Origin of the sequence: Amycolatopsis sp. WAC 04169, assembly GCF_003947535.1 — a bacterium.
Lineage (GTDB): Bacteria > Actinomycetota > Actinomycetes > Mycobacteriales > Pseudonocardiaceae > Amycolatopsis > Amycolatopsis keratiniphila.
This window is the reverse complement of the sequence record NZ_QHJI01000009.1, coordinates 351,206-373,949: the sequence shown is the minus strand read 5'-3', so window position 1 is coordinate 373,949 and position 22,744 is coordinate 351,206. Positions and strand designations below refer to the sequence as shown.

The following is a 22,744-nucleotide window of genomic DNA, read 5'->3' as shown; positions in this document are numbered from 1 at the left end:
TCACGACAATTCTTCCGTGCGGCTAATCTGGCCTTTCCACTGGGCACCAGACGCGGGAGAAACAATGAAGAAGAAAATCGCCGCTTTAGCCATGGCCGCCTTTTCGGCGGCCGGATTCCTGGCCGCATCGCCGGCCGCCGCGGCGACCGAAGGCCAGTTCCCGCCGTACGGATGCGACAGCAATCGCTACGGAATCCTCTTCGGCGAGGGCATTTCGATGACCTGCTTCTCCCTGCCCAGACACTCGGAAACGTACCGGGTGGTCGCCCACTGCGCGTCCGGATCCTCCTTTTGGTACACCGTCGGACATTGGGTGCCGATCGGTTTCGGCCCCTCGACCGCGGAATGTCACGGCGCCCTGCTTTCGAGCGCCTACGTCGCCGGATATCACGTAGACGACTTCTAATATCCGAATGAAACGATGTTGATCTTGGCGGCGCCTTTCAGCGTCCGCTCCCGGCTGGTCCCCACCGGCCCACTTCCGCGGTGAGCCACCGGTGCAGGGAAAAGGCCAGTTCGACCGGCGCGTCGTACTGGATCAAATGCCCCGCATCGGGAATGACGTCGAGGAGGGCACCCGGAATCGCGCCGGCGAGCTGTTCCGCGCGATCCACCGGGATCCACGTGTCGTCCGCTCCCCAGATCACCTTCACCGGTAACGCGAGTTCCGGATAGCGATCCTGGATCTCGTCGGTGTACCGGACGTCCGCCTCGGCGATCTGCCGGTAGAAGGCGCGTTGGCCCTCCTCGCCCAGCCAAGGTCCGGTCAGCGTGGCCAGTTGCGCGCCGGTGAGACCACGATGGGAGGCCGTGCCGATGTAGGACTCGAGCGCACCCCTGTGCACCGTCGGGGGCTGCGCCTGGAACACCTCGGCGTTCTCGGCGACGAGCCGGAAGAACTCCGAGCCCCACGGCCGCAGCGCGACGACGTCCACCAGCGCGAGCGAGGCGTACTCCGCCCCGTGCAACAGCTTCGCGCGCAGCGAAACGGCTCCGCCGTAGTCGTGGGCGATCACGTGCGGAGCGCTCAGCCCCCAATGCGTGAGGAGGTCGGCGAAAAGCTCGCCCTGCGTGCCGAGATCGACGGCGTGGCCGGGATCCTTCGACGAACCACCGTATCCGGGCATGTCCCAGACGTGGACGGTGAACTCCTCGCTGAGCGCTCGCGCGAAAGGCGCCCACAGTTGTGCCGACCACGGTGTCCCGTGGCACAGCACCACCGGGGCGCCTTCGCCGAGGCGTTCCCACACCACCGAACGGCCACGCCACTCGAACGTCCGCGACAACTCCAGCTCGCCGAAACCCATGATCGCGATGGTAGCGGCGGCCGCCCGGTCAGTCGGGCAACTGCAGTTCCGCATGCCGTTTGGACAGCATCTCCGCCAGTTCCCGGAGTTTGACGTTCATGTTCTGCGATGTGTGCCGCAGCACTTCGAACGCCTCCGCGGCGTCGATCCCGCGCCGGGCCATCAGGATGCCCTTGGCCTGCCCGATCGCGTCCCTGCTGTCCAGCGCCTGCTGGAGCTGCTCCTCCTGGAGCTGACCGCGCGTGACGGCGTGCGTCGTCGCCAAAGCCAGCGACGCGTGCGTCGCCAGCAGCAACAGCACGTCGCGGTCGGTCCTGGCGATGCCGTGCGGGCGGCGCGAGTAGACGTTCAGCGCGCCGGAAAGCTGTGAACTCGACGCTTCCGGCAGCAAGGCCGTCGAGACCAGCGAGTGGAACCCGAGCGCCGCGGCGGCGGGGCCGAAACGCGGCCACCGGGCGTCTTCCGCGAGGTTGTCGCTGAAGGCCGCCGCCGGCCCGGAAACCCGCGCCGCTTCGACACAGGCACCCTCGCCGTACTGATACTGCAACTGGTCCAGTTCGCCGGCGATCTCGTCGGTCGCCATCGGCGTGTGGAATCCCCCGTCGGGATCGAGCAGGGTGACGCTGACCAGATCCGCACCCGGCACCAGATCACGCGTCGCGAAGACCACTCGTTCGAGTACCGCGGCGATCGAACCGGAATCCAGCAGCGCCCTGGTCAGGGACACGAACTGGTTGACCAGTGGCCCGGCGAGGAGCCGGGCGCCGCTTTCGGAGGTCACCGGCAGTTCGCCGTCGCCGGCATCCTCGACGAATCGGTTCTTGTCCCGCTGCCAGTCGATTTCATCGTCCAAAGCCCGCCTCTCCCACTTCTGCACATCGGCGTGATGCACCACGGGAGCCACCGGCGGGAACCGGCGCCGAGCGCGCACCATCAACCGCCGCAACCAACCCGGTTACCGGCGGATCGGCGCTAACTTCTCAACGCTCAGAACCGCTTTCGGAAGCCGACCTTAGCCGAATGCGATCACCCCGCCTACCGCGACCCACGTTCGGCCCGTCCCGGATCACCTCTTCCGGCCGTGCCGTGGCGCACCGCTCGGCCACCTGGCGTAACGCGATGTCCTCCCGGCGATGTTTCATCCGGGGTCACGGTTGGTATCCGGGCGCGGTATCGCCGAGAACCCCGGGGGTGGTCACTGTGTCCTCGCTCCAGGCCGAGGAGCAGCGACGGATCGTCGCAGCCTGCTTCGCGCGCACCGGGCTCACGGTGGAGCAGCTGTGGGTGAGGTATTTCGCGCTCGGCGGTGACGTCAGCGAAGTGGAACTGGAGGCATTCCTGCAGGGGCTGCTTCCCCTGCCCAGGATTCAGCGGGACATGGTGGCCCACGCGGTCAACGAGCGCCTCGACGAGATCTCCGGCACACGACGGGCACCGTACAGCCGCGAGACCGGCGACGACACCCGTCCTCGCGGCCCCTTGGCCGCGCTGGTGGAACTCCTCGACGGTGCCCACCGGGTCCCCCCGGAGCGGCTGCCCGGGGTCATCGCCGCGGCGGGGCGCGCGCTGGACCTCCGGATCGCCGTCTATCTCGCCGACTACGACCAGCACCGGCTCATCCCGTTTCCCGATCAGCCGTCCGGACGGGTACCGCTGGCCATCGAAGGCAGCACCGCCGGGCAGGCGTACCGGAACGCGGGCACCATGCTGGCCGAAGACCCCACCGGGCAGCGCCTGTGGACCACGCTGCTGGACGGCGACGAGCGCATGGGCGTGCTCGAAGTCGAAGCGGGTGCGAACACCGATCTCAACGACCCCGCGCTGCGCACGCAGTGCCACTGGCTCGCGTCGCTGTCCGGCCATCTCATCGCCGCCGCGATGCGCTACGGCGACGGCCTCGACATGACGCGTCGCAGCCGACGGCGCGGCCCCACCGCCGAGTTGCTCTGGCATCACCTTCCGCCGTTGACGGCGGCGACACGCGACGTCGTGGTGGCAGGCGGTGTCGAGCCCGCCTATGACGTTCGCAGCGTCACCTTCGACTACGCCCTCTCCGAAACGACAGCGTGGCTGGCGATCTTCGACGCGGGCCGCGACACCGGGTCCGCGGGCCTGATGGTGTCGGCGGCACTCGCCGCCTACCGGTCCGCCCGCCGCGAAGGCCACGGGCTGCACGGCCAAGAAAGCGCTGTCGACAAAGCGCTTTCAGCGCAGTTCGGGGCCGGCGCGGAGGTCCGTGGCACCCTGGCCGAAGTGGACCTCGCCCGCGGGGACCTGCGTCACCTCGAAGCCGGCGGCAAGGCACCGATCGTGCTCGGCAGCGGCCCCGAACCGGCCACAGTGGACAGTGCGCCGCGATCACCGTTCGGCGCCGGGACGCCTGGGCGTGTCTCGACCACCCGGCTCCGCCCCGGAGATCTCCTCGCCCTGCACACCGAAGGCCTCTCGGAAGCGCGCTCCGCCGACGGCGCGCGGTTCTCGCTCGCCGGCTGCCTGGACGCCAACGCCGGACACGTACCGCCCGAAATCGCCCGTCGCGTGCTGCAGGCGGTGAAATCCCACTGCCACAACACTTTCGCCGGTGACGCCGGTCTGCTGCTCGCTCACTGGCCGGGAACGCCGTGAAGCGGCTCAGCCGCTGAAATCGACGTCTTCGGTCATCACCGTCCCTCCCTTACGGCCGGGCGCCGCCTGATGCCGCCAGTACAGATTCGTGTGCGCGATGACCAGTTCCGGCGCGATTCCGCCCCACTCGGTCTTGTCCATCGTCGTATGCGCGTCGCCGACCAGCGTCGCGTCGTACCCGCGGACGATGGCACCGTGCAGCGTCGAACGGATGCAGGCGTCGGTCTCGGCCCCGACGACCACGAGCCGTCCGACACCGCGTTCGGCCAGCACCTTCTCCAGATCGGTGTCCTCGAACGAGTCCCCGTAGGACTTTTCGACGACCGGCTCGGTGTCTTCCTGGTCCAGCTCGCCGACGATGCGCCACTCCTCGCTCCCTCGCACGAGCTCCTCGTCGGAATGCTGCACCCAGACGACCGGGACGCCTTCCCGCCGTGCCCTGCCGACGAGACCGCCGATCTTCGCGACCACGGCGTCGCGCTCGTATCCGTCTTCGACGACGGCGTTCTGCACGTCGACGACCAGGAGCGCGGTGTTCGGCCGGTTGTCGAGAGTGGTCATGACGGGTATCCCTCCAGGTCAGGCTGCTGAGGCAGACCCTAGACCGGAGCACCGACAAGAACCGCGATCAAGCTCCCGGAACGGCCAGCGCCTTTGCGTTGCGCCGGACATCGGACCACGCGCCGTCACCGCACAGTCCGCAGGACGGGCCGAAGAATTCCGCGCGGGCCCGCTCGTCGCCGGAAAGCCAGAACCGGAACCACGCCGTGATCGCGCCGCGGAACCCGCCCCCGTCACCGACGGGCGTGAAGTGGGTCGCCCCGCCGAGTTCGCCGTAGATCGCGGGGACCTGGTCCGCGAGGCGGTATCGCGGGACGACCAGCAGCGCGGGGACGACGACGGTGTCGAACTGGCCGCCGAGGAAGAACGAAGGGCCCTTGAGCGCCGTGGCGGAGCCCTGCGGTCCCGGCTCGATCGGAACCGTGGTGGTGACACGCGAGTCGGCTCCGGCGACGATCGCCCCACCTCCGCCCTGGGAATGGCCGGTGGCGCCGATGTGCGCGGTGTCGATCTTCCCCTCGTAGCGGCTGCCGGGACGGGAGTTCTCGGCGATCAAGGTCGTGGCTCCGGCCAGCATCTCCTGCCCCGAACCGGCGTTCGGGGTGTCGGCCGCCGCGACGACGAAACCGTGGGAGGCCAGATGCCGCAGCAGGCCGTCATAGATCTTCGGGTTCGCACCGGTCCCGTTGCCCCACAGGATCACCGGATGCCTCTCCAGCCGCGAAGGCCGGTACACGGTGTGGGCGCTGTCGAGGGCTTCGACCGTCACCGCGTAGGGGCCTGGTTCGCTCCACCGGGTGTCGATACCGGTCGCGGCCGACGCGGTGGGCGCGAGGCCGACGGTGGCGAGCGCGACCATGCCGGCGATCAGGATCCGTGTGCGAAGTCTCCCCATGGTGGTCACCGTCCCGTTCTGCCAGGGCCCCGTCGCCCTCGGCGTTCCATCCCAGGGTGTCGGTACGGTCACCGTACGTCCATGGGGCCGATCACAAGATCGCGCGGGCGGGTCTTGTGATCGGCCCCAAAGCGGAGGTCAGCCGACGAGCTGCCACAGATAGCTCGGGCTCTTCACCGGCGCGACGGCGTTCTTCTTCCAGAGGTACTTCACCTTGCAGGGCGGGACGATCCGGTACTTCTGCACGGTGAAGGAACGGCCTTCCTTGTACTGCTGCAGCCGCAACGTCTTCCCCGCGGGCACGGTCGCGGCGTAGGACCAGGAATCGGCCTTCGAGTAACTCGCACCGACGCTCACCGCCAGCGAGACACTCGCCTTCGCGAAGATGACGCCCGCCTCGGCGCTGGTCGTGCCGGTGATGGAGGCGTTGACCGAGGAGGTCGTCGTCTTGTTGTAGGTGATCGTGCCCGGCCCGCGCAGGTAGTCGCTGCGCAGATTGGTCTTCATCCAGGCCTTGGCGCCGTTCGAGATCTTGTAGTCGGGTGGGTCGTTGACCTCGGGACAAGGCTGGATCGCGAGCGAAGAGGGGCCCTCCCCGAGCGCCGCGGGCGCCACGCACAGCGCGCAACCGAGAAGAACAGAAGCGGCCACCGACCGGAAACGCATCGCGAACCTCCCGTTGTCGATCATGACCGAACGGTAATACGGCTCCTGGTGACGGCGTGGAAATCCAACCTGTTCGAGTTACGCCCGACTGTCCACTGTGGTCCTCACCCGAACGTCGAAAGCCCGTCCAGCAACCTGTCGACGTCTTCCGCACTGGTGTACGGTGCCAGCCCGACCCGGAGCGCCGGGTCCTCCAGCTTCAAGGCCGCGAAGACCTCGTAGGCGTAGAAGGATCCCGCCGGTGCGACGACGTTCCTTTCGGCGAGAAGCCGTTGCGCCTCGCGCTCGCGGCCGCCGAGGCTCATGAGAACGGTCGGAGTCCGGTCCGCCGCCTTGCAGTGCACGGTGACGGCATCGCCCAGTCCGTTCTCCAGCCTGGCGCGCAACGCGCTTTCGTGCTCGTGCAACGAGTTCATCGAATGCGCGAGCCGTTCGCGCCGTGATGCGCCCGGCCCGGGGTCCAGCGCGGCGAGGAAGTCCACCGCAGCCGTGGCGCCCGCGAGCATCTCGTAGGGCAGCGTCCCGAATTCGAACCGCTCGGGCACGGCATCGGGCGACGGCACGAGCTTGTCCGGCTCGACGGTTTCGAGCAGGGCGGGCGACGCGCCGAGCACTCCGCAGTGCGGGCCGAGGAACTTGTACGGCGAGCAGACGAAGAAGTCCGCTCCGAGCGCGGGCACGTCGACCAGTTCGTGGGCGGCGTAGTGCACCCCGTCCACGAACACCAGCGCCCCGGCGTCGTGGGCGAGGTCGGCGATCCGGCGGATCGGCGGTTTGGTGCCGAGGACGTTCGAGGCCGCCGTGACCGCGACCAGCTTCGTCCGTTCGGTGAGAACAAGGGAATCGAGGTCGAGTTCGGTGGTTTCGGGATCGATGTCGAGCCGGCGAACGGTCATCCCGGCTCGCTCGGCCGCCTGGACCCACGGCCGGACGTTGGCGTCGTGATCGAGACGGCTGACGACGATCTCGTCGCCCTCGCGCCAGTTTTTGGCCAGATGCCGGGAAAAGTCGTACGTCAGCTGGGTGGCGCTGCGGCCGTGGACGACGCCTTCGGCAGGCACGCCGAGGAAGTCCGCATAGGCGGCGCGGAAACCCGAGACGGCGTTCTCCGCGTTGAGTTCGGACGGACTGACCTTGCCCCGGTTCGACAACGGACCGGTCAGCGTTCCGGCGATGGCGTCGGCGACGGCCCGGGGTGTCTGGGTACCCGCGGGTCCGTCGAAGAAGGCGGTTCCGTCGGCGAGGGAAGGGAAGTGCAGCCGGAGGGCGGCGACATCGATGGCCATGTCCCCGACTCTGACATCCGGCGAGGCACGCGTAAACGCTTCGTGGCCGGAACTTCCTCCGGCCACGAAGCGTCTCGGACTCAGTACAGCGTCAGGCGGTACGCGCCGGACTGCGCGGTGCCGGCGAACAGATACCGGCCGTCCGCGCTGACCGCCAGGGAGAGCACCCTGGGATCGGGCAGCGCGCCGGGCACGGGCGACCAGGTGCGGCCGAAGTCCGTGCTGCGCAGCACCCCGCCGCCGGTCGCGTTGCTCGCGAACCACACCCGGAAGTCGAACGGATGCGGCAGGATCCGGCTGATCTCACGGGGGTCCTCGCCGTCGAGGACCCGGCGGAACGTCTTGCCGCCGTCCTCGCTCAGGTGGATGCCGGCGCCGCCCACGAGCATGCGCCCGCCACCCCATCGGCTGATCGAGATCGAGCTGACCGGGTCGCTGGTGACGTGGGTCCAGGTCTTGCCGCCATCGTCCGACCGGGACAAGCCGTCGGTGTCCCCACCCCAGACGCGGTCCGGGTTCCACGGATCACCGGCGAACGCGATGAAGCCGTTGTCGACCGCGAGCTTTTCCCAGGTCTTCCCGGCATCGTTACTGCGGTAGAGCACGTAGCCGGTGGGCGCGAAGGCCGAGACGAGCACCCGGTCCGGGTCGGCCGGGTGGGCGAAGATCGTCCTCGGAAGGCCTTCCTTCGCCTTCGCCGCGAACTGCCAGGTCCGCCCGCCGTCACCACTGCGGAGCACGTCGAGCGAGAATCCGTTGCGGGTGACCTGCCAGACGACGTCCGGACGGCTCGGCGAGACGGACAGGCGCGCGTCCTCGTGCAGCCGGTCGGTCGGGTGCGACTGCCAGACGCGGTCCGCCGCGGCCACCTTGCCGCGCGGGAGCGGGGTGTTGTAGATCTCCTGCACACCCGCCGCGACGACGCTCTCGCGCACCAGGTTGCCGGTGGTCACGAGGTCGCGGATGGACTCGCCGGGGACACCGACCTGCCGGTAACCCCGCTTGCCCTCGTCCGCGTACACCCCGCGGTAGAGCGAGGAGATCAGCGTGGTGGCGGGTTTGCCCGGCCCGGCGGGGAGATCGATCATGTCGCTGACGCCTTCGCCCGCGGCGGGCACCGGTTTGCGGGTCCAGGTGCGGCCGAAGTCCGCGGTGACGTCTATGTCGTTATACGTCGACACGTAGAGCCGTCCGCCGAGGAAGCGCGGTTCGCGCAGGGTCTGCTCGCCGGGATCGCGGCGCAGCACGGTCCAGGTCTTGCCACCGTCGGTGGAACCGTGCAGTTCGGAGCCGATCGTGACCACGAATCGCTTGCCGTCCGAAGCGACCTGGTTGATCTCGCCGTTGGTCCGGTAGACGAGTTCGGCCTGCGGCTCCTTGCCGCTGACCCCGCGGACCACCCACAGCGCGTACTCCGGGTAGACCGTCGTGAGGTAGGCGTCGTCGCCGACCATCGTGAGTTTGAGCGCGCCGACCGGTGCGGCGTTGCCCTCGCGCGGCCAGGTCCTCGGCACGTCGTTCCAGTGCTCGCCGCCGTCGGTGCTGACGCTCAGCGAATCGAGGTTCTGCACCACGACGACCCGGCCCGTCGGGTCCGTGGCCATGCCGAACGCGCCGTCGGGGTACCACTCGCGCAGGGTCTCCCAGGTCTGGCCGCGGTCGGTGGTCCGCACCAGCACGCCGCGCCATTCACCGAGGAAGCCCGCCGGTTTGTTGCCCACCGCGAGCATCCGGTCGGGGTTCGCCGGATCGACGAAGAATCCCTGGATGGAGGTGTCTTGCGGCAGTCCGCGGCGCACGCTCCACGAGGCTCCGCGGTCGCCGGAGAGCCACAGGGCGGGCGGGCTCGGCTGCATCATCGCCAGCCCGGCGGGCGAAGCGGCGAGCAGCCCGCCGACGCTGTTCGGGCCGATCGGTTCCCAGCCGCCGCGCGGCAGCCCGGTCGCGTTGACGTCGGCGGGCGGCGACTGGGGTTCGGCGGTGGCCACCGACGTCGCCCCGGTGGTGCCGAGAACCGTCAGCAGCCCGAGAACGAACATGCGTTTGGTGATCGATCTCAGTTTCATGCGGGAGATCTTGGCGCAAGTTCCGAAAAAGAGATAGAGGATTCGTCGGATCTTTGCCTGGCGATAACCCCTTCCCATCTTCGCTATGCCTTGTCAAGACTTGACTTACCGAGAACTCATCGGATGACTATCGCGATCAGTGCGGCGACGAGCAGAGCGAGGTACGCGATCGCGTGCGCACGGTCCGGGATCCGGCCGACCACCCGGCGGGTCACGGCGATGGCCGGCAGCGACCCGCACAGCAGCGCGCCCGCGGCCACCAGGTCGACGTAGCCGAGATGAGCGGTGCCCGAAACCGTGCCCGTCGCCGCGAAGGCGTAGACGGCCGTGCCGATCACCGCCACGGGCAGGCTCAGCGGGTTCGCCAGCGCGGTCGCGTCGGCCATCGGCAGTCCCTTGCGCCGCATGAGCGGCACGGTGAGGACGCTGCCCCCGACGCCGAGGAAGCTCGCCACGGCACCGATCCCGGTCCCGCCCGCGGTGGTGGTGATCCCGCCGAGAGCACGCGGCCGGTCGTCGTCCCGCCTGCTCACGAAACCCTTCCGGACGATGCTGTCGGCGATGGTCAGCGCGAGGTAGGCGACGAAGAGCCAGCGCAGGACGCTCTCGTCGGCGATGGTGGCGGCGAAGGACCCTAGCACGGCGCCCAAGCCGATGAAGGCGACGAGCGGCCACAGATAGTCGCGGCGGAGCCGCCCCGCCCGCCACTGGGCGAGGGTCGCGCTCCCGGCGTTGACCACCATCACCGCGGTCGACGTGGCCACCGCCACGTGCATCGCGTGTTCCGGCTCGGCGAGCGCGAAGGCGTAGACGACGGGCACGGTGATGAATCCGCCGCCGAATCCGAAAAGGACGGTGGTGACGCCGCTCAGGCAACCGAACCCGAGGAGCACCGAGATCTCGATCAGCACTCCCTCGACGGTAGGCCTGACCGGCACGGCGGGCTTTCGAAAGGGCGCCAGTTTCTTTCGCGGATCGGACAGCCGGCGTAGCCTCGGTGAGGTGCGTGACATCCCCATCGACGAGGTCGACCACCTTGACCGCGCGGTGGTGGCGATCCGCACCGATTACCCACCGGGGCACCGGATCCTCCCGCATCGGCACCGGCGGGCGCAGTTCCTCTACAGCGCGACCGGATCGATGCGGGTCGAAACGGCCGACGGCACGTGGACCATCCCGACCCGGCGCGCGGTACTCGTCCCGCCGGAGACCGTCCACCAGGTGTTCACGACGAACGTGAGCACCCGGAGCCTGTACATCGAGCCGAAGGCGGTGCCGTGGTTCCCGCGCCGCTGCCAGGTCGTCGAAGTGTCCGCGTTGCTCCGGGAGCTCCTGAACGAGGCCGTCGGCGTGCCGGAGCTGTACACCTCTCGCGGAAGGGACGCCGCGGTCATCGGCCTGACCCTGCACGAGATCCGCCGGTCCGCCCCAGTCCGGCTCGACCTTCCGCTGCCTAAGCACGAACGACTGCGTGCCCTGTGCGAGTCCTTTTTGGACTCTCCGGACATCCACGATCCGGCCGGCGCCTGGGCGAAACGGCTGCACGTGAGCGAGCGGACGCTGAACCGGCTCTTCACCGCGGAGACCGGGATGGGGTTCGCCCGCTGGCGGCAGCGGGCCTGCGTCCTGCATTCCCTGTCACTGCTGTCGGACGGCCTGCCCATCGCCGCGATCGCCGCCTCGCTCGGCTACGAGAGCCCCGCCGCGTTCTCGACGATGTTCACCCGGCTCCTCGGCACCTCGCCGAGGGACTACCGCGCCGCGTCCGCGCTCTGAACCCGGTGTCTCGAAGTAAGACTCGACAAACCCGCCTGATGGCGCTCACCCACGCTGCGCTCGTGCCGCCCCGACGCAGTACACACCGAAGGCCGCGACCCCCACGGCCACCACGATGAGCAGCACCGTGCCGAACGGCTGGGCGGCCAAGGTCCGCAGGGCGGCGTCGAGCCCGCCGGACCGGGACGGATCGTGCGTCAGCGCCGCGTACCCGACCAGCACCGCGACCACGCCGAAGACGAAACCCCTTGCCACGTAACCGATCCTGCCCAGCCGCTCCACCCATCGCCGGGTCCCCGACGGGAGCTTCGCGAGGTCGAGATCCTGCTCGAAGGTCCGGCGTATCCCCTTCACCACCGAGCCCACCGCGACGCCGAACACGATGACGGCCACCACGGTCACCAGGAACGGGCCGGCGGGCAACCCGAGCAGCCACGCGGTGAACTCCTGCTGCTTCTGGTCGCCACTGCCCTGTTCCCCCGCCCCCAAGGCGACCTTGGCCGCGTACACGCCCAGCGAGATCCCCACCAGGCACCGCACTCCGGACGTCACCCGCTTGACGGTGCGAGTGCGCTGCTTGTCGATCCAGGTGTAGCCGACCGCGGCCAGCAACCCCTGCCACAGGCCGTAGGCCACCAGCCCTGCCGCCAGTACCCACAACAGCACCCCGCCCACCGGCGTCGAACCGACTTCGGCGATCGCGCCGCGTCCGTCGGCCTCCTGGCCGCCACCGCCGACGGCGACGCGCACCGCCAGGTACCCGATGAGCAGATACACCAGGCCGTAGCAGCCCATGCCGATCCGTCCGAACACCTGGACGGCCTTGTTGTGGCGCACCTGTCTCGCCTTGGTCGCGGACATCCGGTCCACCTCCTTCGAGTCTTCATCGAGTGTCGCCGCCGACGATGAAGACCGCCGTGTGACTGGTCCGTCCGGCCCAGCGAGAGGAGGGAACTCGGCGATCGACCAAGCGGACAGCCAGTCGCCGATGTCTATCCGCGCCGGCCGCGTTCGTAGCCAGGGTGAGAGACGAACTCACCGAAGGAGCATCATGACCGCGACCTACACGTTCGACGTCTTTTCCAGCCTCGACGGCTTCGGCTCCCACACCGGCGATTGGGGCGGCTACTGGGGCAAGCAGGGTCCCGAATTCCTCGAACACCGCCTCGCCCTGTACTCCCAGGAGCAGCGGATGGTCTTCGGTGCCACCACGTTCCGGACGAACCTGGAGATGCTCAACGCGGAGGTCCCGGACGTCGAGGCGCTGGATCCGTGGGTCTCGCGGCTGAAGCACCTGCCGGCGACGGTCGTCTCGACCACGCTGCGGGAGCCGCTCGACTGGCCGGACGCGACCGTCGTGAGCGGGGACGCGGTCGACGTCGTCGCCCGGCTCAAGGAGGAGTCCGAAGTGCCGCTGCGCTCGCACGGGAGCCTGTCGATGAACCGGGCGCTGATGGCCGCCGGCCTGGTGGATCGCGTCCACGTGACGGTCTTCCCGGTGATCACCGGAAGGACCGGGGCAGGCCCGATCTTCCGGGGTGCGGCCGACTTCGACCTCGAACTACTCGAGAGCCGGACGTTCGACGGGCGTATCCAGGAGCTCGTCTACCGGCCGACTCGGCACAAGTCGAGCTGACCATCCACAAAGGACGGTCGCGTCGATCCCGCCTATGCGGTGATCGACGCGGCCGGCGTCCCGAGCCAGGGCGCCAGCAGGGCTTCGAGGTCGGCGTCCGAGAGCGCGTACGGTCCGCCGTGGAACTCGTGCCACCGCGAAGCGTCCCGCGCCGCGGTGTACTCCACCTCGAACGCCCGCATCAGGACGTACATGAAGGTCACCGAGCTGAACCGCTCACCGAGCAACGTCCTGGCCTCGCGCGCGACACCGGTCGCGCCATGGCCGAGCACGTCCGCGAGCTTCAGCTCCTCCGCAGCCGGATCCAGCAGGCTGGGGGCATACATCACGACAAAATCTCCATCACTGAAAGGAAGAACTCAGTTCTCGGCGGCGAGCTGTCCGCACGCCGCCGCGATCTCCTGACCACGCGTGTCACGTACCGTGCACGCCACACCGCCCGCGTTCACCAGCCGGACGAATTCCCGCTCCACCGGCTTCGGCGAGGCGTCCCACTTGCTTCCCGGCGTCGGGTTCAGCGGGATCACGTTCACGTGCACCAGCTGGCCCAAGTGCTGCCGAAGCCGCTTCGCCAGCAGCTCGGCACGCCAAGGCTGATCATTGACGTCCCGGATCAATGCGTACTCGATCGACACGCGGCGACCGGAGGTGTCCGCGTAGTACCGAGCGGCGGACAGGACCTCGTCCACCGACCAGCGCTCGTTCACCGGCACCAGCGTGTCCCGCAGTTCGTCGTCCGGCGTGTGCAGCGAAACCGCCAGGCGTACCTGCATCTTCTCGTCCGCCAGCTTCCGGATCGCCGGCGCGAGCCCCACCGTCGACACGGTCACCGAACGCTGACCGATCCCGAGCCCCTCCGGCGAGGGATCGGTGATCCGCCGGACCGCCGCCACCACGCGCTTGTAGTTCGCGAGCGGCTCGCCCATACCCATGAAGACGATGTTCGACAGACGGCCGGGGCCACCGGGCATCAGCCCGTCGCGCATCACGGCGGCGGCGGAGCGGACCTGGTCGACGATCTCCGCGGTCGACAGGTTCCGGTCGAGGCCGCCCTGCCCGGTCGCGCAGAAGGGGCACGCCATGCCGCAGCCCGCCTGGCTCGAGATGCACAGGGTCGCGCGGTCCGGGTAGCGCATCAGCACGCTCTCCAGCAGCGTCCCGTCGTGCGCGCGCCACAAGGTCTTGCGGGTGGTCCCGTCGTCGCAGGCGAGCGCCTTGATCTCGGTGAGCAGCGTCGGCATCAGATCGCCGACGAGCTTCTCCCGTGACGCCGCCGGGATGTCGGTCATCTCCTCCGGGTCCACCGTGAGCCGCGAGAAGTAGTGGTTCGAAAGCTGCTTCGCGCGGAACGGCTTCTCACCCAGCTCGGCGACGGCCGCGGCCCGCTCGGCGGCGGTGAGATCGGCGAGATGGCGCGGCGGGAGGCCGCGCTTGGGCGCGTCGAAGACGAGAGGGAGGGCAGTCATAGCTCACCCAGTGTCCCATGTCCACCTTTCGCACACCCGAGCCGCCCCGGATCCCTGTTCCCCAGATCACGCCACCACAAGCCACTGAGACCCAACTCACGCGAAAGGGGTTGTCGTCCGACCGTTTCCGATATATCGTGAACGAGTCGGAACATTACGAAGAGAGGATTCACATCATGCGACGACGACCTTTCCCTCCAGAACACGGCCGGCCCGCCTTCGGACCTTGGGCTCGCGGCGGCTTCGGCGACTTCCCGCCGGGTCCGGGCGGACCGGGCCACCGGCACGGCCGTCGCGGCGGCCCCGGCGGACGGCGCGGTAAACGCGGTGACGTCCGCGCGGCGATCCTGGCGCTGCTTTCCGAGCAGCCGAGGCACGGCTACGAGATCATCCGCGAGATCGGCGAGCGCAGCGGCGGCTTCTGGAAGCCGAGCCCCGGCTCGGTCTACCCGACCCTGCAGATGCTGGCCGACGAAGGCCTGGTGATCAGCAAGGACGAGAACGGCAAGAAACTGTTCGAGCTCACCGAATCCGGCCGTACCGCGGCCGAACAGCAGGACGCCGTCCCGCCGTGGGAGCAGATCGCCCACGACGTCGACCCGGTCGAGGTGAACCTGCGCAAGGCGGGCGCGACCCTGGCCGCGGCGGTGGCGCAGGTCATGCACGCCGGCAGCGAAAGCCAGCAGGCCCGCACCGTCGACGTGCTCAACGAGGCGCGGCGGACGATCTACGGCATCCTCGGCGAGGCCGAGGACACGGAGTGATCCGGCACGACGAGGCCGGTGGGCTTGGTGCGCGTATGCACGCGATAGCCCACCGGCAGCGTCACCCGCTTCTCCCCGGCACTTGACGAAACCTCGTTGAGCCGCCGGACCTCCGCGATCGCCTTCGCCGCGACCGGAGCGCTGAACTCGATCTTCAGCACCGCTTCCATCGCGGCGGCGTCTTCGAACAGCCACCGCGTCATCACCTTGCGGCAGTCGAATCCCTGACGGGCGAAGAACTTCTCGACGCCGGGCGGGTCGTAGTGCGGGAGATCCAGGCGCATCCAGCGGCCGTAGGGCTCACTCGTCACATCGAGATCCACGATCATCATCAGCCCACCCGGGCGCAACACCCGCTCCGCTTCGCGAAGACCGGGTTCACAACCGGGGCCGAAGAAGTACGCGGTGCGGGCGTGGACGACGTCGAAAGCCGCATCCGGCAGGGGAAGCCGCTGCGCACGGCCTTGCCGCACCTCGACGTTCGCCAGCCGTGCCACCCGATTCCGCGCGTCACGGACGAGCGGCTCATGGGGCTCGACGCCGACCACCGACCGCGCCGTCGCGGCGAACCGCGGCAGGTGGAAACCGTCACCGCAGCCGATGTCGAGGACGTCCGCCCCGGACCAATCGCGAGCCCCGGCGAGCACGCGCCAGATCTCGTCTTCGACGTCCTGCGCGCGGTTCTCGACCTCGTAGGCCTTCTGGTAGTACCAGATGTTCGGACTCGGCAGCACCTCCTCGCCGCCACGGCGGGCGGAGGAGAGGGCTCGGGGAAACCAGCGCACGGAAGCTCCAACGAAGGGACACCGGGCCGGGTTCCGGGGTATCCGGGTCGAAATCTTTAACGGAAACAATGCGGTCAGCGACTAGACTTTACTCCCACCGGTAAGGGAGAACCGCATGTCGCTTGGCTCGGCCGCCCACACTTCCGTCATACCTTCGGGAATCCCGTGCTGGATCGAGCTCGCGTGCAGAGACGAAGCGGCCGCACAAGCCTTCTACGGCGGGCTTTTCGACTGGGAGTTCGTCGTCCAGCGTGATCCGGCGACGCCGACCGGCCGGTACTCGATCGCGACTCTGAACGGCGTACCGACCGGTGGTCTGTACCGCGCGGGCGCGGAGGGACCGGCCGGCTGGAGCGTCCACATCTCGGTGCAGCAGGCGGCGGCCGCCGCCGAATGGGTGGACAGTCTCGGTGGCCGGGTCACGCTCGGGCCGATGGCGATCCCCCATCGCGGCAACATCGTGCACGCCATCGACGCGTGCGGCGCGCATGTCGTCTTCTGGGAGCCGCCCGCCACCTGGGAGTTCGCGACGGGGGTGCCGAACACGTTCAGCGGCGCGGACCTCAACACCCACGACGGCGCGGCGGCGGATCACTTCTACTGCCGCCTTTTCAACTACACCAGCCACCAGATCGGCGACGGCGCTTCGCTCGACTACGCCGAATGGCTCATCGAGCACGAACCGGTGCTGTACCGGTACGTGATGGGCTCGGAATACCGGCCGGACACTCCCCCGCACTGGATGGTCTACCTCGCCCTCGACCCGGCGCGCGGCGCGGACGCCGCGGCCGGACAAGCTCTGATGCTCGGCGGCGCGGTCGTGGTCCAGCCCTACGACACCCCGTACGGCCGGATGGCGATCCTCGCCGACCCGGACGGTTCCGTTTTCGCGGTGATCGACCACTCCCGGGCCGTCGAAGGCTGGGGCACCGCCGAAGTCGACGATCCGTACGACGACTGAGCCGGGGCGACGAGGCCGCCCCGGCTCTTCGGTCAGAGGCCGGCCCAGAAACCGCAGTCGTGCACGGCCCCGAGATCGACCGGGCCGATCACACCCGGCGCCAGCGACTGCGTCCGCGGCGAGGGACGCCACTTCGGCAGTTCCTCGCCGTTCGGATCACCGGTGCGCGCGAACGCGGTCCAATACCGGATCATTTGCCCCGCCAGTTCCTGCTGCGCGGGCGTCAATTTCGCCGGGAAGCCGGTTAAATCAGACAAATAAGCCAATTCGCTTCCGTGGGCGGCGCCGGGATTCATGCCCGGTGGCGCGGGAACGAGCGGCGGAGCGTCCCGATCGGCGAACTCGTAACCGAAGGTCCGCGTGCGCTGACGCAGCAACTGCTCGGTCCCCACCTGCGGGCAACCCCAGATCCGATCGGTCATCGCGTCCGCGAACGCCATCGCCGGGCCGCCGTGCTTCGCAGACGGATACCGGGCCTAGACGAGCGGCGCCTTCTCCCCGAACGCCGTCCGCAGCAGTCCCCGGTAATGCTCCTCGGTGAACGGATGGCCGGGGAACAAGGCGACGAAGAGCCTCGCCTCGTCCCTGGTGACCCCGGTCAGCACCGGCACGCGGGCGAAATGCCCCGCCTTCAGCGCCTCGGCCGGATGCTCCGGCAGCAGGCCGGTGCCGAACGCGGGCGTCGAGAACGGCTGGCTCACCAGATCCTTGACCGGGAGCCGCCGGAGACAGGCGACGTCGGCGCAGCCGAGCTTCTTCGCCGCTTCGGCACCCATCGCCTCGACGTCCGTGCGGGGCAGGTACGGCGAACCCGCGGGCACGCCGGGGAAGAACCCGCCGTCGGGCCAGGTCAGGGTGCACGGACCGCTCTGGATGATCGCGCGGTGGAACAGCCCCGCCGCCGACGGCGAGGTCAGCTGGGCGCAGGTGCTCATCGCACCGGCGGATTCACCGAACAGCGTGACATTCCGCGGATCTCCGCCGAAGGCGCGCGCGTTGCGCTGCACCCAGCGAAGCGCGGCCTGCTGGTCTTGAAGGCCGAAGACGCCGGAGTCGCGTCCCAGCTCCGGATGCCCGAAGAAGCCGAAGACTCCCAGCCGGTAGTTCACGGTCACCACGACGACGTCCCCACCGAGGGCCATGCGCTTGAAGTCGTAGTCGCTGCCTGCCCCGGAGGTGAAGCTGCCACCGTGCACCCAGACCAGCACCGGACGCGGCTTGCGCTCCGCCTTGGCCGGGCTGATCACGTTGAGATACAGGCAATCCTCGGCCTCGCTCGGCGGAGATCCGAGCCCCGCGCCCTGGGCGCATCGAGGCCCCGGTCTGCTCGCGTCCCGCACGGCGGACCACGATGCGGGTTTCCGCGGCGGTGACCAGCGCAGGTCGCCGACCGGGGGCGCGGCGAACGGGATGCCTTGGAAACTCCGGTATCCGTCGGCGCTCACGCCACGCACGGGACCGGAATCCGTGCGGACGACCGGGCTTTCGCCCGCTTCCGCCACGGTCGTCGTCAGGGCGCCGAGCGTCACCACGCTCAGTGCCATGGCCAGAATTCGCTTACTCATCCGTCGAGTTCGCATATTCCGACCTTGGCCCAGCATTCCGGGCTTGTCACATGGGTTCGGCTAAACGGGGACGAACGCCGAGAGCAGCAACCACGAGACGACGGCCGACGGAAGCAAGGAGTCGAGCCGGTCCATCAAGCCGCCGTGCCCCGGCAGCATGTTCCCCATGTCCTTGACGCCGAGGTCGCGTTTGATCAGCGACTCGACGAGATCGCCCAGTGTCGCCGTGCAGACGATCGCCGCACCGAAGAGCACACCCTGCCAGGCGTGGCCGTCGAGCAGGAGGCTCAGGGTCAGCGCGCCGGCGACCACACCGGCCACGAGGGAACCGGCGAAACCTTCCCAGGTCTTCTTCGGGCTGATGGTGGGCGCCATCGGATGCTTGCCGCCCAGCACACCGGCGATGTAACCACCGGTGTCCGAGGCGACGACACCGATCATGAAAGCCAGCACCCGGCCGACGCCGTCGTCCGGCGGGACGAGCATGGCGGCGAAAGCACCGAAAAGCGGGATGTACGCGGCGGCGAAGACCGACGCGCTGATGTCGCGCAGATACCCGTCCGCGCCGCCGGGCAACCGCCACAGCAGGCAGACGAGCACCGTCAGCACGAACGCCGTCAACGCGCCCTCACGGCCGTACGGCCACGCCAGCCAGATCATCGCCTGACCGCCGACGAGCACCGGGACCAGCGCGATCCGGATACCCGCCGCGCGCTTCAGTGCCCCGGCCAGCTCGATCGTGCCGACCGCGATGGCGATCGCGATGATGCCGATGAACAGAAAGCGCACGGTGAGCAGGGACGTGACGATCGCCGCGCCCAGCAGCAGCCCGACCCCGATCGCGGCGGGCAGGTTACGGCCGGCGCGGGAAACCTTCTTCGCCGGTTCCGGCTTCTCCGCCGGAACCGGTTCCGGGGCGTCCACCCGGTCCTCGCGTTCCTCGCTCACCTGGCTCATCAGACCTCGAGTAGCTCGGCTTCCTTGTGTTTCACCAGCTCGTCCACCTTGTGGGTGTAGGTGTCGGTGAGGTTCTGGAGTTCCTTCTCGGCGTGGACGACCTCGTCCTCGCCCGCCTCGCCGTCCTTCTTGATCCGGTCGAGTTCTTCCTTGGCCTTACGGCGGACGCTGCGGATCGAGACGCGGGCGTCCTCGCCCTTGGACTTGGCGACCTTCACCATTTCCTTGCGGCGCTCTTCGGTGAGCTGCGGGATGACGATACGGATCACGTTGCCGTCGTTGCTCGGGTTCACGCCGAGGTCGGACTCGCGGATCGCCTTCTCGATGGCGTTCAGCTGCGTCTGGTCGTAGGGCTTGATCAACGCCATCCGGGCCTCCGGCACGTTGACGCTCGCCATCTGGTTCAGCGGGGTCGGCGCGCCGTAGTACTCGACGACAATGCGCGAGAACATCCCGGGGTGGGCCCGGCCGGTGCGTACCGACGACAGGTCCTCCTTGGCGACGGACACCGCTTTTTCCATCTTCTCCTCGGCGTCGAGGAGGGTCTCGTCGATCACGGCAACTCCCGTTGTTGTGTATGCGTACCGATTACGGAGATCAGAGCAGGACTACGCGGACACCCCGTCGGCGGGGGTGTCGACCAGGGTGCCGATCCGTTCACCGCTGACCGCACGGGCGATGTTCCCCTCGGTGAGCAGATTGAACACGATGATCGGCATGTTGTTGTCCATGCACAGGCTGAACGCGGTGGCGTCGGCGACCTTGAGGTCCCGTTCCAGCACCTCGCGGTGGCTGATCTCGTGGAACATCTCGGCGGTCGGGTCGCTCTTCGGGTCCGCGGTGTAGACGCCGTCGACGGCCTTCGCCATCAAGACGGCTTCGCAGCCGAGTTCGAGCGCGCGCTGCGCGGCGGCGGTGTCCGTCGAGAAGTACGGCATGCCGACCCCGGCGCCGAAGATGACGACGCGGCCCTTCTCCAGATGACGCTCGGCACGGCGCGGGATGTACGGCTCCGCGACCTGTCCCATGGTGATGGCGGTCTGCACCCGGGTGGGCAGCCCCTCCTTCTCCAGGAAGTCCTGCAGCGCCAGGCAGTTCATGACGGTGCCGAGCATCGCCATGTAGTCCGCGCGGTCGCGGTCCATGCCGCGCTGCGACAGTTCCGCGCCGCGGAAGTAGTTGCCGCCACCGATCACGACGGCGATCTGCACGCCCGTCCGCGCGACGTCGGCGATCTGCTGGGCGACCGAGTGCACCACATCCGGATCAACCCCGATGGAACCGCCGCCGAACATCTCGCCGCCCAGTTTCAGCAGCACCCGCCGGTATCCGCCTTCGACCCGGACACCCATGTCGCCCTCCCTAATGCTCTGAAACCCGACTGTGCCCCGTCCCCGATGGACGGAGACGGGGCACAGTGGTGATTCTTGTGTTCCGCGCCTGGATCAGGCCTGGCCGACCTCGAACCGGGCGAACCGGCTCACGGTCACGCCGGCCTCGTCGAGCAGGGCCTTGACGGTCTTCTTGTTGTCCTTGACCGACGGCTGCTCGAGCAGGACGTTGTCCTTGTAGTAGGCGTTGACCTTGCCCTCGATGATCTTGGGCATGGCCTGCTCCGGCTTGCCCTCTTCGCGGGCGGTCGCCTCGGCGACGCGACGCTCGTTCTCGACGACGTCGGCCGGGACCTCTTCGCGGGTGAGGTACTTGGCCTTGAGCGCGGCGACCTGCATGGCGGCGCCGCGGGCGGCCTCGGCGGCCTCCTCGCCCTCACCGGTGTACTCGATGAGCACGCCGACGGCGGGCGGAAGGTCGGCACCGCGACGGTGCAGGTACGTGGTGGTGGTGCCCTCGTAAGCGGCGACACGGCGCAGCTCGAGCTTCTCACCGATGCGGGCGGCCAGCTCCTGGACCTGCTCCTCGACGGTCTTGCCGTCGAGCGAGGCGGCCTTCAGCTTCTCGACGTCGCTGGTCTTCTCGGCCTTCGCGACCTCGACGATCTTCGCGGCGAGGGCCTGGAAGTCCTCGTTCTTCGCGACGAAGTCGGTCTCGGAGTCGAGCTCGATCAGCACGCCGCCGTCACCGGCGACGAGGCCCTCGGCGGTGGCGCGCTCGGCGCGCTTGCCGACGTCCTTGGCGCCCTTGATGCGCAGGAACTCGACGGCCTTGTCGAAGTCGCCGTCGTTCTCCTCCAGCGCCTTCTTGCAGTTCATCATGCCGGAGCCGGTGAGCTCCCGGAGACGCTTCACGTCTGCGGCGGTGTAGTTCGCCATCGTGGGTGTGTCCGTCCTTTTTCAGGTACGAGAAAGTCTTTTGGGGAATTCACTCGTGGGGCCGCCCGGAGGCGGCCCCACGAGCGGGTGGATCAGGAGGAGGCGGTGGCCTGCTCGGCCGGGGCCTCGGTGGCCGCTTCGGTCGCCGCGGCGGCTTCCTTGGCGTCGGCGGCGGCGGTCTCGGAGCCGGCCAGCAGCTCCTTCTCCCACTCGGCCAGCGGCTCGTCCGTGGCGACACCGGCCTCGGGCTTGGCGTCGGCGGAGGAACCGTTGCGGCTGGAGCGGGCCATCAGACCGGCGGCGGCGGCCTCGGCCACGACCTTGGTCAGCAGCGCGGCCGAACGGATCGCGTCGTCGTTACCCGGGATCGGGTAGTCGACCTCGTCCGGGTCGCAGTTGGTGTCCAGGATCGCGACGACCGGGATGTTCAGCTTGCGAGCCTCGCCGACGGCGATGTGCTCCTTCTTCGTGTCGACGATCCACACGATGCTCGGCACCTTGGCCATGTCGCGGATACCGCCGAGGGTCTTCTCGAGCTTGTCCTTCTCACGGGTGAGCGTGAGGATCTCGCGCTTGGTCAGGCCGGCGAAACCACCGGTCTGCTCCTGCGACTCGAGCTCCTTCAGGCGGAGGAGACGCTTGTGCACCGTCTGGAAGTTGGTCAGCATGCCGCCGAGCCAGCGCTGGTTCACGTAGGGCATGCCCACGCGCGAGGCCTCGGAGGCGATGGCTTCCTGAGCCTGCTTCTTCGTGCCGACGAACATGATGGTGCCGCCGTGCGCGACGGTTTCCTTGATGAACTCGTACGCACGGTCGATGTACGTCAGCGTCTGCTGCAGGTCGATGATGTAGATGCCGTTGCGCTCGGTGAAGATGTAGCGCTTCATCTTCGGGTTCCACCGACGGGTCTGGTGCCCGAAGTGCACGCCGCTGTCGAGCAGCTGCTTCATGGTGACGACGGCCATTGCCGGAATCAACCTCTTCTGTGTCGTGCGCGCCCGGCTCCGCCGGAACGCGCTTGCTCGGTTCGTCGCTCTCGGCCGGGTGGCCGATCGCCCTGGTGCCGATGCTCGGGCCCGGACCCTGTGGCGAAGTGACCCCAAGGACCGCCGGGCCGTGTGCCCCCGCCTGTCCTGACCCTCCGTGAGGAGATCGGCC

At 68.7% G+C, this 22,744-nt stretch carries 23 protein-coding genes and 1 pseudogene; 6 read left to right on the top strand and 18 right to left on the bottom strand.

All coding sequences use genetic code 11. The features are described from left to right. Window positions 1-64: 64 nt before the first annotated feature. Window positions 65-406 carry a hypothetical protein gene (locus DMC61_RS26995; RefSeq protein WP_043848297.1) on the top strand — a complete coding sequence of 114 codons (342 nt, stop codon included), beginning with the start codon at window positions 65-67 and terminating at the stop codon, window positions 404-406. A gap of 37 nt (window positions 407-443) precedes the next feature. Here DMC61_RS26995 and DMC61_RS26990 read toward each other — a convergent pair whose 3' ends face one another. Both DMC61_RS26990 and DMC61_RS26985 read right to left on the bottom strand, forming a co-directional pair. Continuing rightward, window positions 444-1,307, bottom strand: a complete 864-nt coding sequence (locus DMC61_RS26990; RefSeq protein WP_125692262.1) for an alpha/beta fold hydrolase — start codon at window positions 1,305-1,307, stop codon at window positions 444-446. Between the two features lie 28 nt (window positions 1,308-1,335). After that, window positions 1,336-2,160: an ANTAR domain-containing protein gene (locus tag DMC61_RS26985; RefSeq protein ID WP_370456433.1), complete on the bottom strand. Its 825-nt coding sequence runs from the start codon at window positions 2,158-2,160 to the stop codon at window positions 1,336-1,338. Between the two features lie 338 nt (window positions 2,161-2,498). On the opposite strand from DMC61_RS26985, the gene DMC61_RS26980 reads away from it, so the two are divergent. Next, complete coding sequence (locus DMC61_RS26980) at window positions 2,499-3,932, top strand: PP2C family protein-serine/threonine phosphatase (RefSeq protein WP_125692258.1); 1,434 nt, start codon at window positions 2,499-2,501, stop codon at window positions 3,930-3,932. Window positions 3,933-3,938: 6 nt separating this feature from the next. On the opposite strand, the gene DMC61_RS26975 is transcribed toward DMC61_RS26980, so the two are convergent. From DMC61_RS26975 to DMC61_RS26950, 6 genes are all read right to left on the bottom strand, one after another. Beyond that, a complete protein-coding gene (locus tag DMC61_RS26975) occupies window positions 3,939-4,493 on the bottom strand; it encodes an isochorismatase family protein (RefSeq protein WP_125692257.1) in 555 nt (184 codons plus the stop codon). 67 nt (window positions 4,494-4,560) lie between these two features. After that, on the bottom strand, window positions 4,561-5,388 hold the full coding sequence (locus DMC61_RS26970; RefSeq protein WP_233594959.1) for an acetylxylan esterase: 828 nt from the start codon (window positions 5,386-5,388) through the stop codon (window positions 4,561-4,563). Window positions 5,389-5,526: 138 nt separating this feature from the next. Further along, window positions 5,527-6,078, bottom strand: coding sequence for a hypothetical protein (locus DMC61_RS26965; RefSeq protein WP_125692255.1), 552 nt, complete (start codon window positions 6,076-6,078; stop codon window positions 5,527-5,529). 80 nt (window positions 6,079-6,158) lie between these two features. Continuing rightward, complete coding sequence (locus DMC61_RS26960) at window positions 6,159-7,340, bottom strand: cysteine desulfurase-like protein (protein ID WP_125692253.1); 1,182 nt, start codon at window positions 7,338-7,340, stop codon at window positions 6,159-6,161. 80 nt (window positions 7,341-7,420) lie between these two features. Further along, window positions 7,421-9,406 (bottom strand): peptidase S8/S53 subtilisin kexin sedolisin, encoded by a 1,986-nt coding sequence (locus DMC61_RS26955; RefSeq protein WP_125692251.1) that lies wholly within the window; start codon window positions 9,404-9,406, stop codon window positions 7,421-7,423. 116 nt (window positions 9,407-9,522) lie between these two features. Beyond that, window positions 9,523-10,317, bottom strand: a complete 795-nt coding sequence (locus DMC61_RS26950) for a sulfite exporter TauE/SafE family protein (RefSeq protein WP_125692249.1) — start codon at window positions 10,315-10,317, stop codon at window positions 9,523-9,525. A 91-nt stretch (window positions 10,318-10,408) separates the two neighbouring features. Between DMC61_RS26950 and DMC61_RS26945 the strand changes: the two genes are divergently transcribed. Further along, window positions 10,409-11,182, top strand: coding sequence for a helix-turn-helix domain-containing protein (locus DMC61_RS26945; protein ID WP_125692246.1), 774 nt, complete (start codon window positions 10,409-10,411; stop codon window positions 11,180-11,182). Window positions 11,183-11,227: 45 nt separating this feature from the next. On the opposite strand, the gene DMC61_RS26940 is transcribed toward DMC61_RS26945, so the two are convergent. After that, a complete protein-coding gene (locus DMC61_RS26940) occupies window positions 11,228-12,043 on the bottom strand; it encodes a DUF1206 domain-containing protein (RefSeq protein ID WP_125692244.1) in 816 nt (271 codons plus the stop codon). Window positions 12,044-12,233: 190 nt separating this feature from the next. Between DMC61_RS26940 and DMC61_RS26935 the strand changes: the two genes are divergently transcribed. Continuing rightward, window positions 12,234-12,818, top strand: coding sequence for a dihydrofolate reductase family protein (locus DMC61_RS26935; protein WP_125692242.1), 585 nt, complete (start codon window positions 12,234-12,236; stop codon window positions 12,816-12,818). Between the two features lie 32 nt (window positions 12,819-12,850). Here the strand turns inward: DMC61_RS26935 and DMC61_RS26930 are convergent, their stop codons facing one another. Together DMC61_RS26930 and rlmN are read right to left on the bottom strand one after the other, a co-directional pair. Then, on the bottom strand, window positions 12,851-13,144 hold the full coding sequence (locus DMC61_RS26930) for a hypothetical protein (protein ID WP_046199848.1): 294 nt from the start codon (window positions 13,142-13,144) through the stop codon (window positions 12,851-12,853). Between the two features lie 33 nt (window positions 13,145-13,177). Beyond that, window positions 13,178-14,284 (bottom strand): 23S rRNA (adenine(2503)-C(2))-methyltransferase RlmN, encoded by a 1,107-nt coding sequence (gene rlmN / locus DMC61_RS26925; protein ID WP_063271571.1) that lies wholly within the window; start codon window positions 14,282-14,284, stop codon window positions 13,178-13,180. 176 nt (window positions 14,285-14,460) lie between these two features. Here rlmN and DMC61_RS26920 point away from each other — a divergent pair, with 176 nt between their 5' ends. Continuing rightward, complete coding sequence (locus DMC61_RS26920) at window positions 14,461-15,048, top strand: PadR family transcriptional regulator (RefSeq protein WP_043849088.1); 588 nt, start codon at window positions 14,461-14,463, stop codon at window positions 15,046-15,048. Here DMC61_RS26920 and DMC61_RS26915 read toward each other — a convergent pair. After that, window positions 15,012-15,833, bottom strand: a complete 822-nt coding sequence (locus DMC61_RS26915; protein ID WP_125692240.1) for a class I SAM-dependent methyltransferase — start codon at window positions 15,831-15,833, stop codon at window positions 15,012-15,014. The two genes, DMC61_RS26920 and DMC61_RS26915, sit on opposite strands and share 37 nt — an antisense overlap. A gap of 115 nt (window positions 15,834-15,948) precedes the next feature. Between DMC61_RS26915 and DMC61_RS26910 the strand changes: the two genes are divergently transcribed. Further along, window positions 15,949-16,794: a VOC family protein gene (locus tag DMC61_RS26910; RefSeq protein WP_125692238.1), complete on the top strand. Its 846-nt coding sequence runs from the start codon at window positions 15,949-15,951 to the stop codon at window positions 16,792-16,794. Between the two features lie 32 nt (window positions 16,795-16,826). Here the strand turns inward: DMC61_RS26910 and DMC61_RS26905 are convergent. The 6 genes and pseudogenes from DMC61_RS26905 to rpsB form a co-directional block, all read right to left on the bottom strand. Then, a pseudogene (locus DMC61_RS26905) lies at window positions 16,827-18,338 on the bottom strand (carboxylesterase/lipase family protein). Window positions 18,339-18,419: 81 nt separating this feature from the next. Beyond that, window positions 18,420-19,316: a phosphatidate cytidylyltransferase gene (locus DMC61_RS26900; protein ID WP_125692236.1), complete on the bottom strand. Its 897-nt coding sequence runs from the start codon at window positions 19,314-19,316 to the stop codon at window positions 18,420-18,422. Next, the gene (frr, locus tag DMC61_RS26895; protein ID WP_016336219.1) at window positions 19,316-19,873 is read right to left on the bottom strand and encodes a ribosome recycling factor; all 558 of its coding nucleotides are present in this window, start codon (window positions 19,871-19,873) and stop codon (window positions 19,316-19,318) included. Before frr ends, DMC61_RS26900 begins: the two co-directional genes overlap by 1 nt. A gap of 51 nt (window positions 19,874-19,924) precedes the next feature. Continuing rightward, window positions 19,925-20,668 (bottom strand): UMP kinase, encoded by a 744-nt coding sequence (gene pyrH / locus DMC61_RS26890; RefSeq protein WP_016336220.1) that lies wholly within the window; start codon window positions 20,666-20,668, stop codon window positions 19,925-19,927. A gap of 93 nt (window positions 20,669-20,761) precedes the next feature. Next, window positions 20,762-21,586, bottom strand: a complete 825-nt coding sequence (tsf, locus tag DMC61_RS26885; RefSeq protein ID WP_125692234.1) for a translation elongation factor Ts — start codon at window positions 21,584-21,586, stop codon at window positions 20,762-20,764. Between the two features lie 92 nt (window positions 21,587-21,678). Then, a complete protein-coding gene (rpsB, locus tag DMC61_RS26880; protein ID WP_125692232.1) occupies window positions 21,679-22,551 on the bottom strand; it encodes a 30S ribosomal protein S2 in 873 nt (290 codons plus the stop codon). Window positions 22,552-22,744 lie beyond the last annotated feature (193 nt).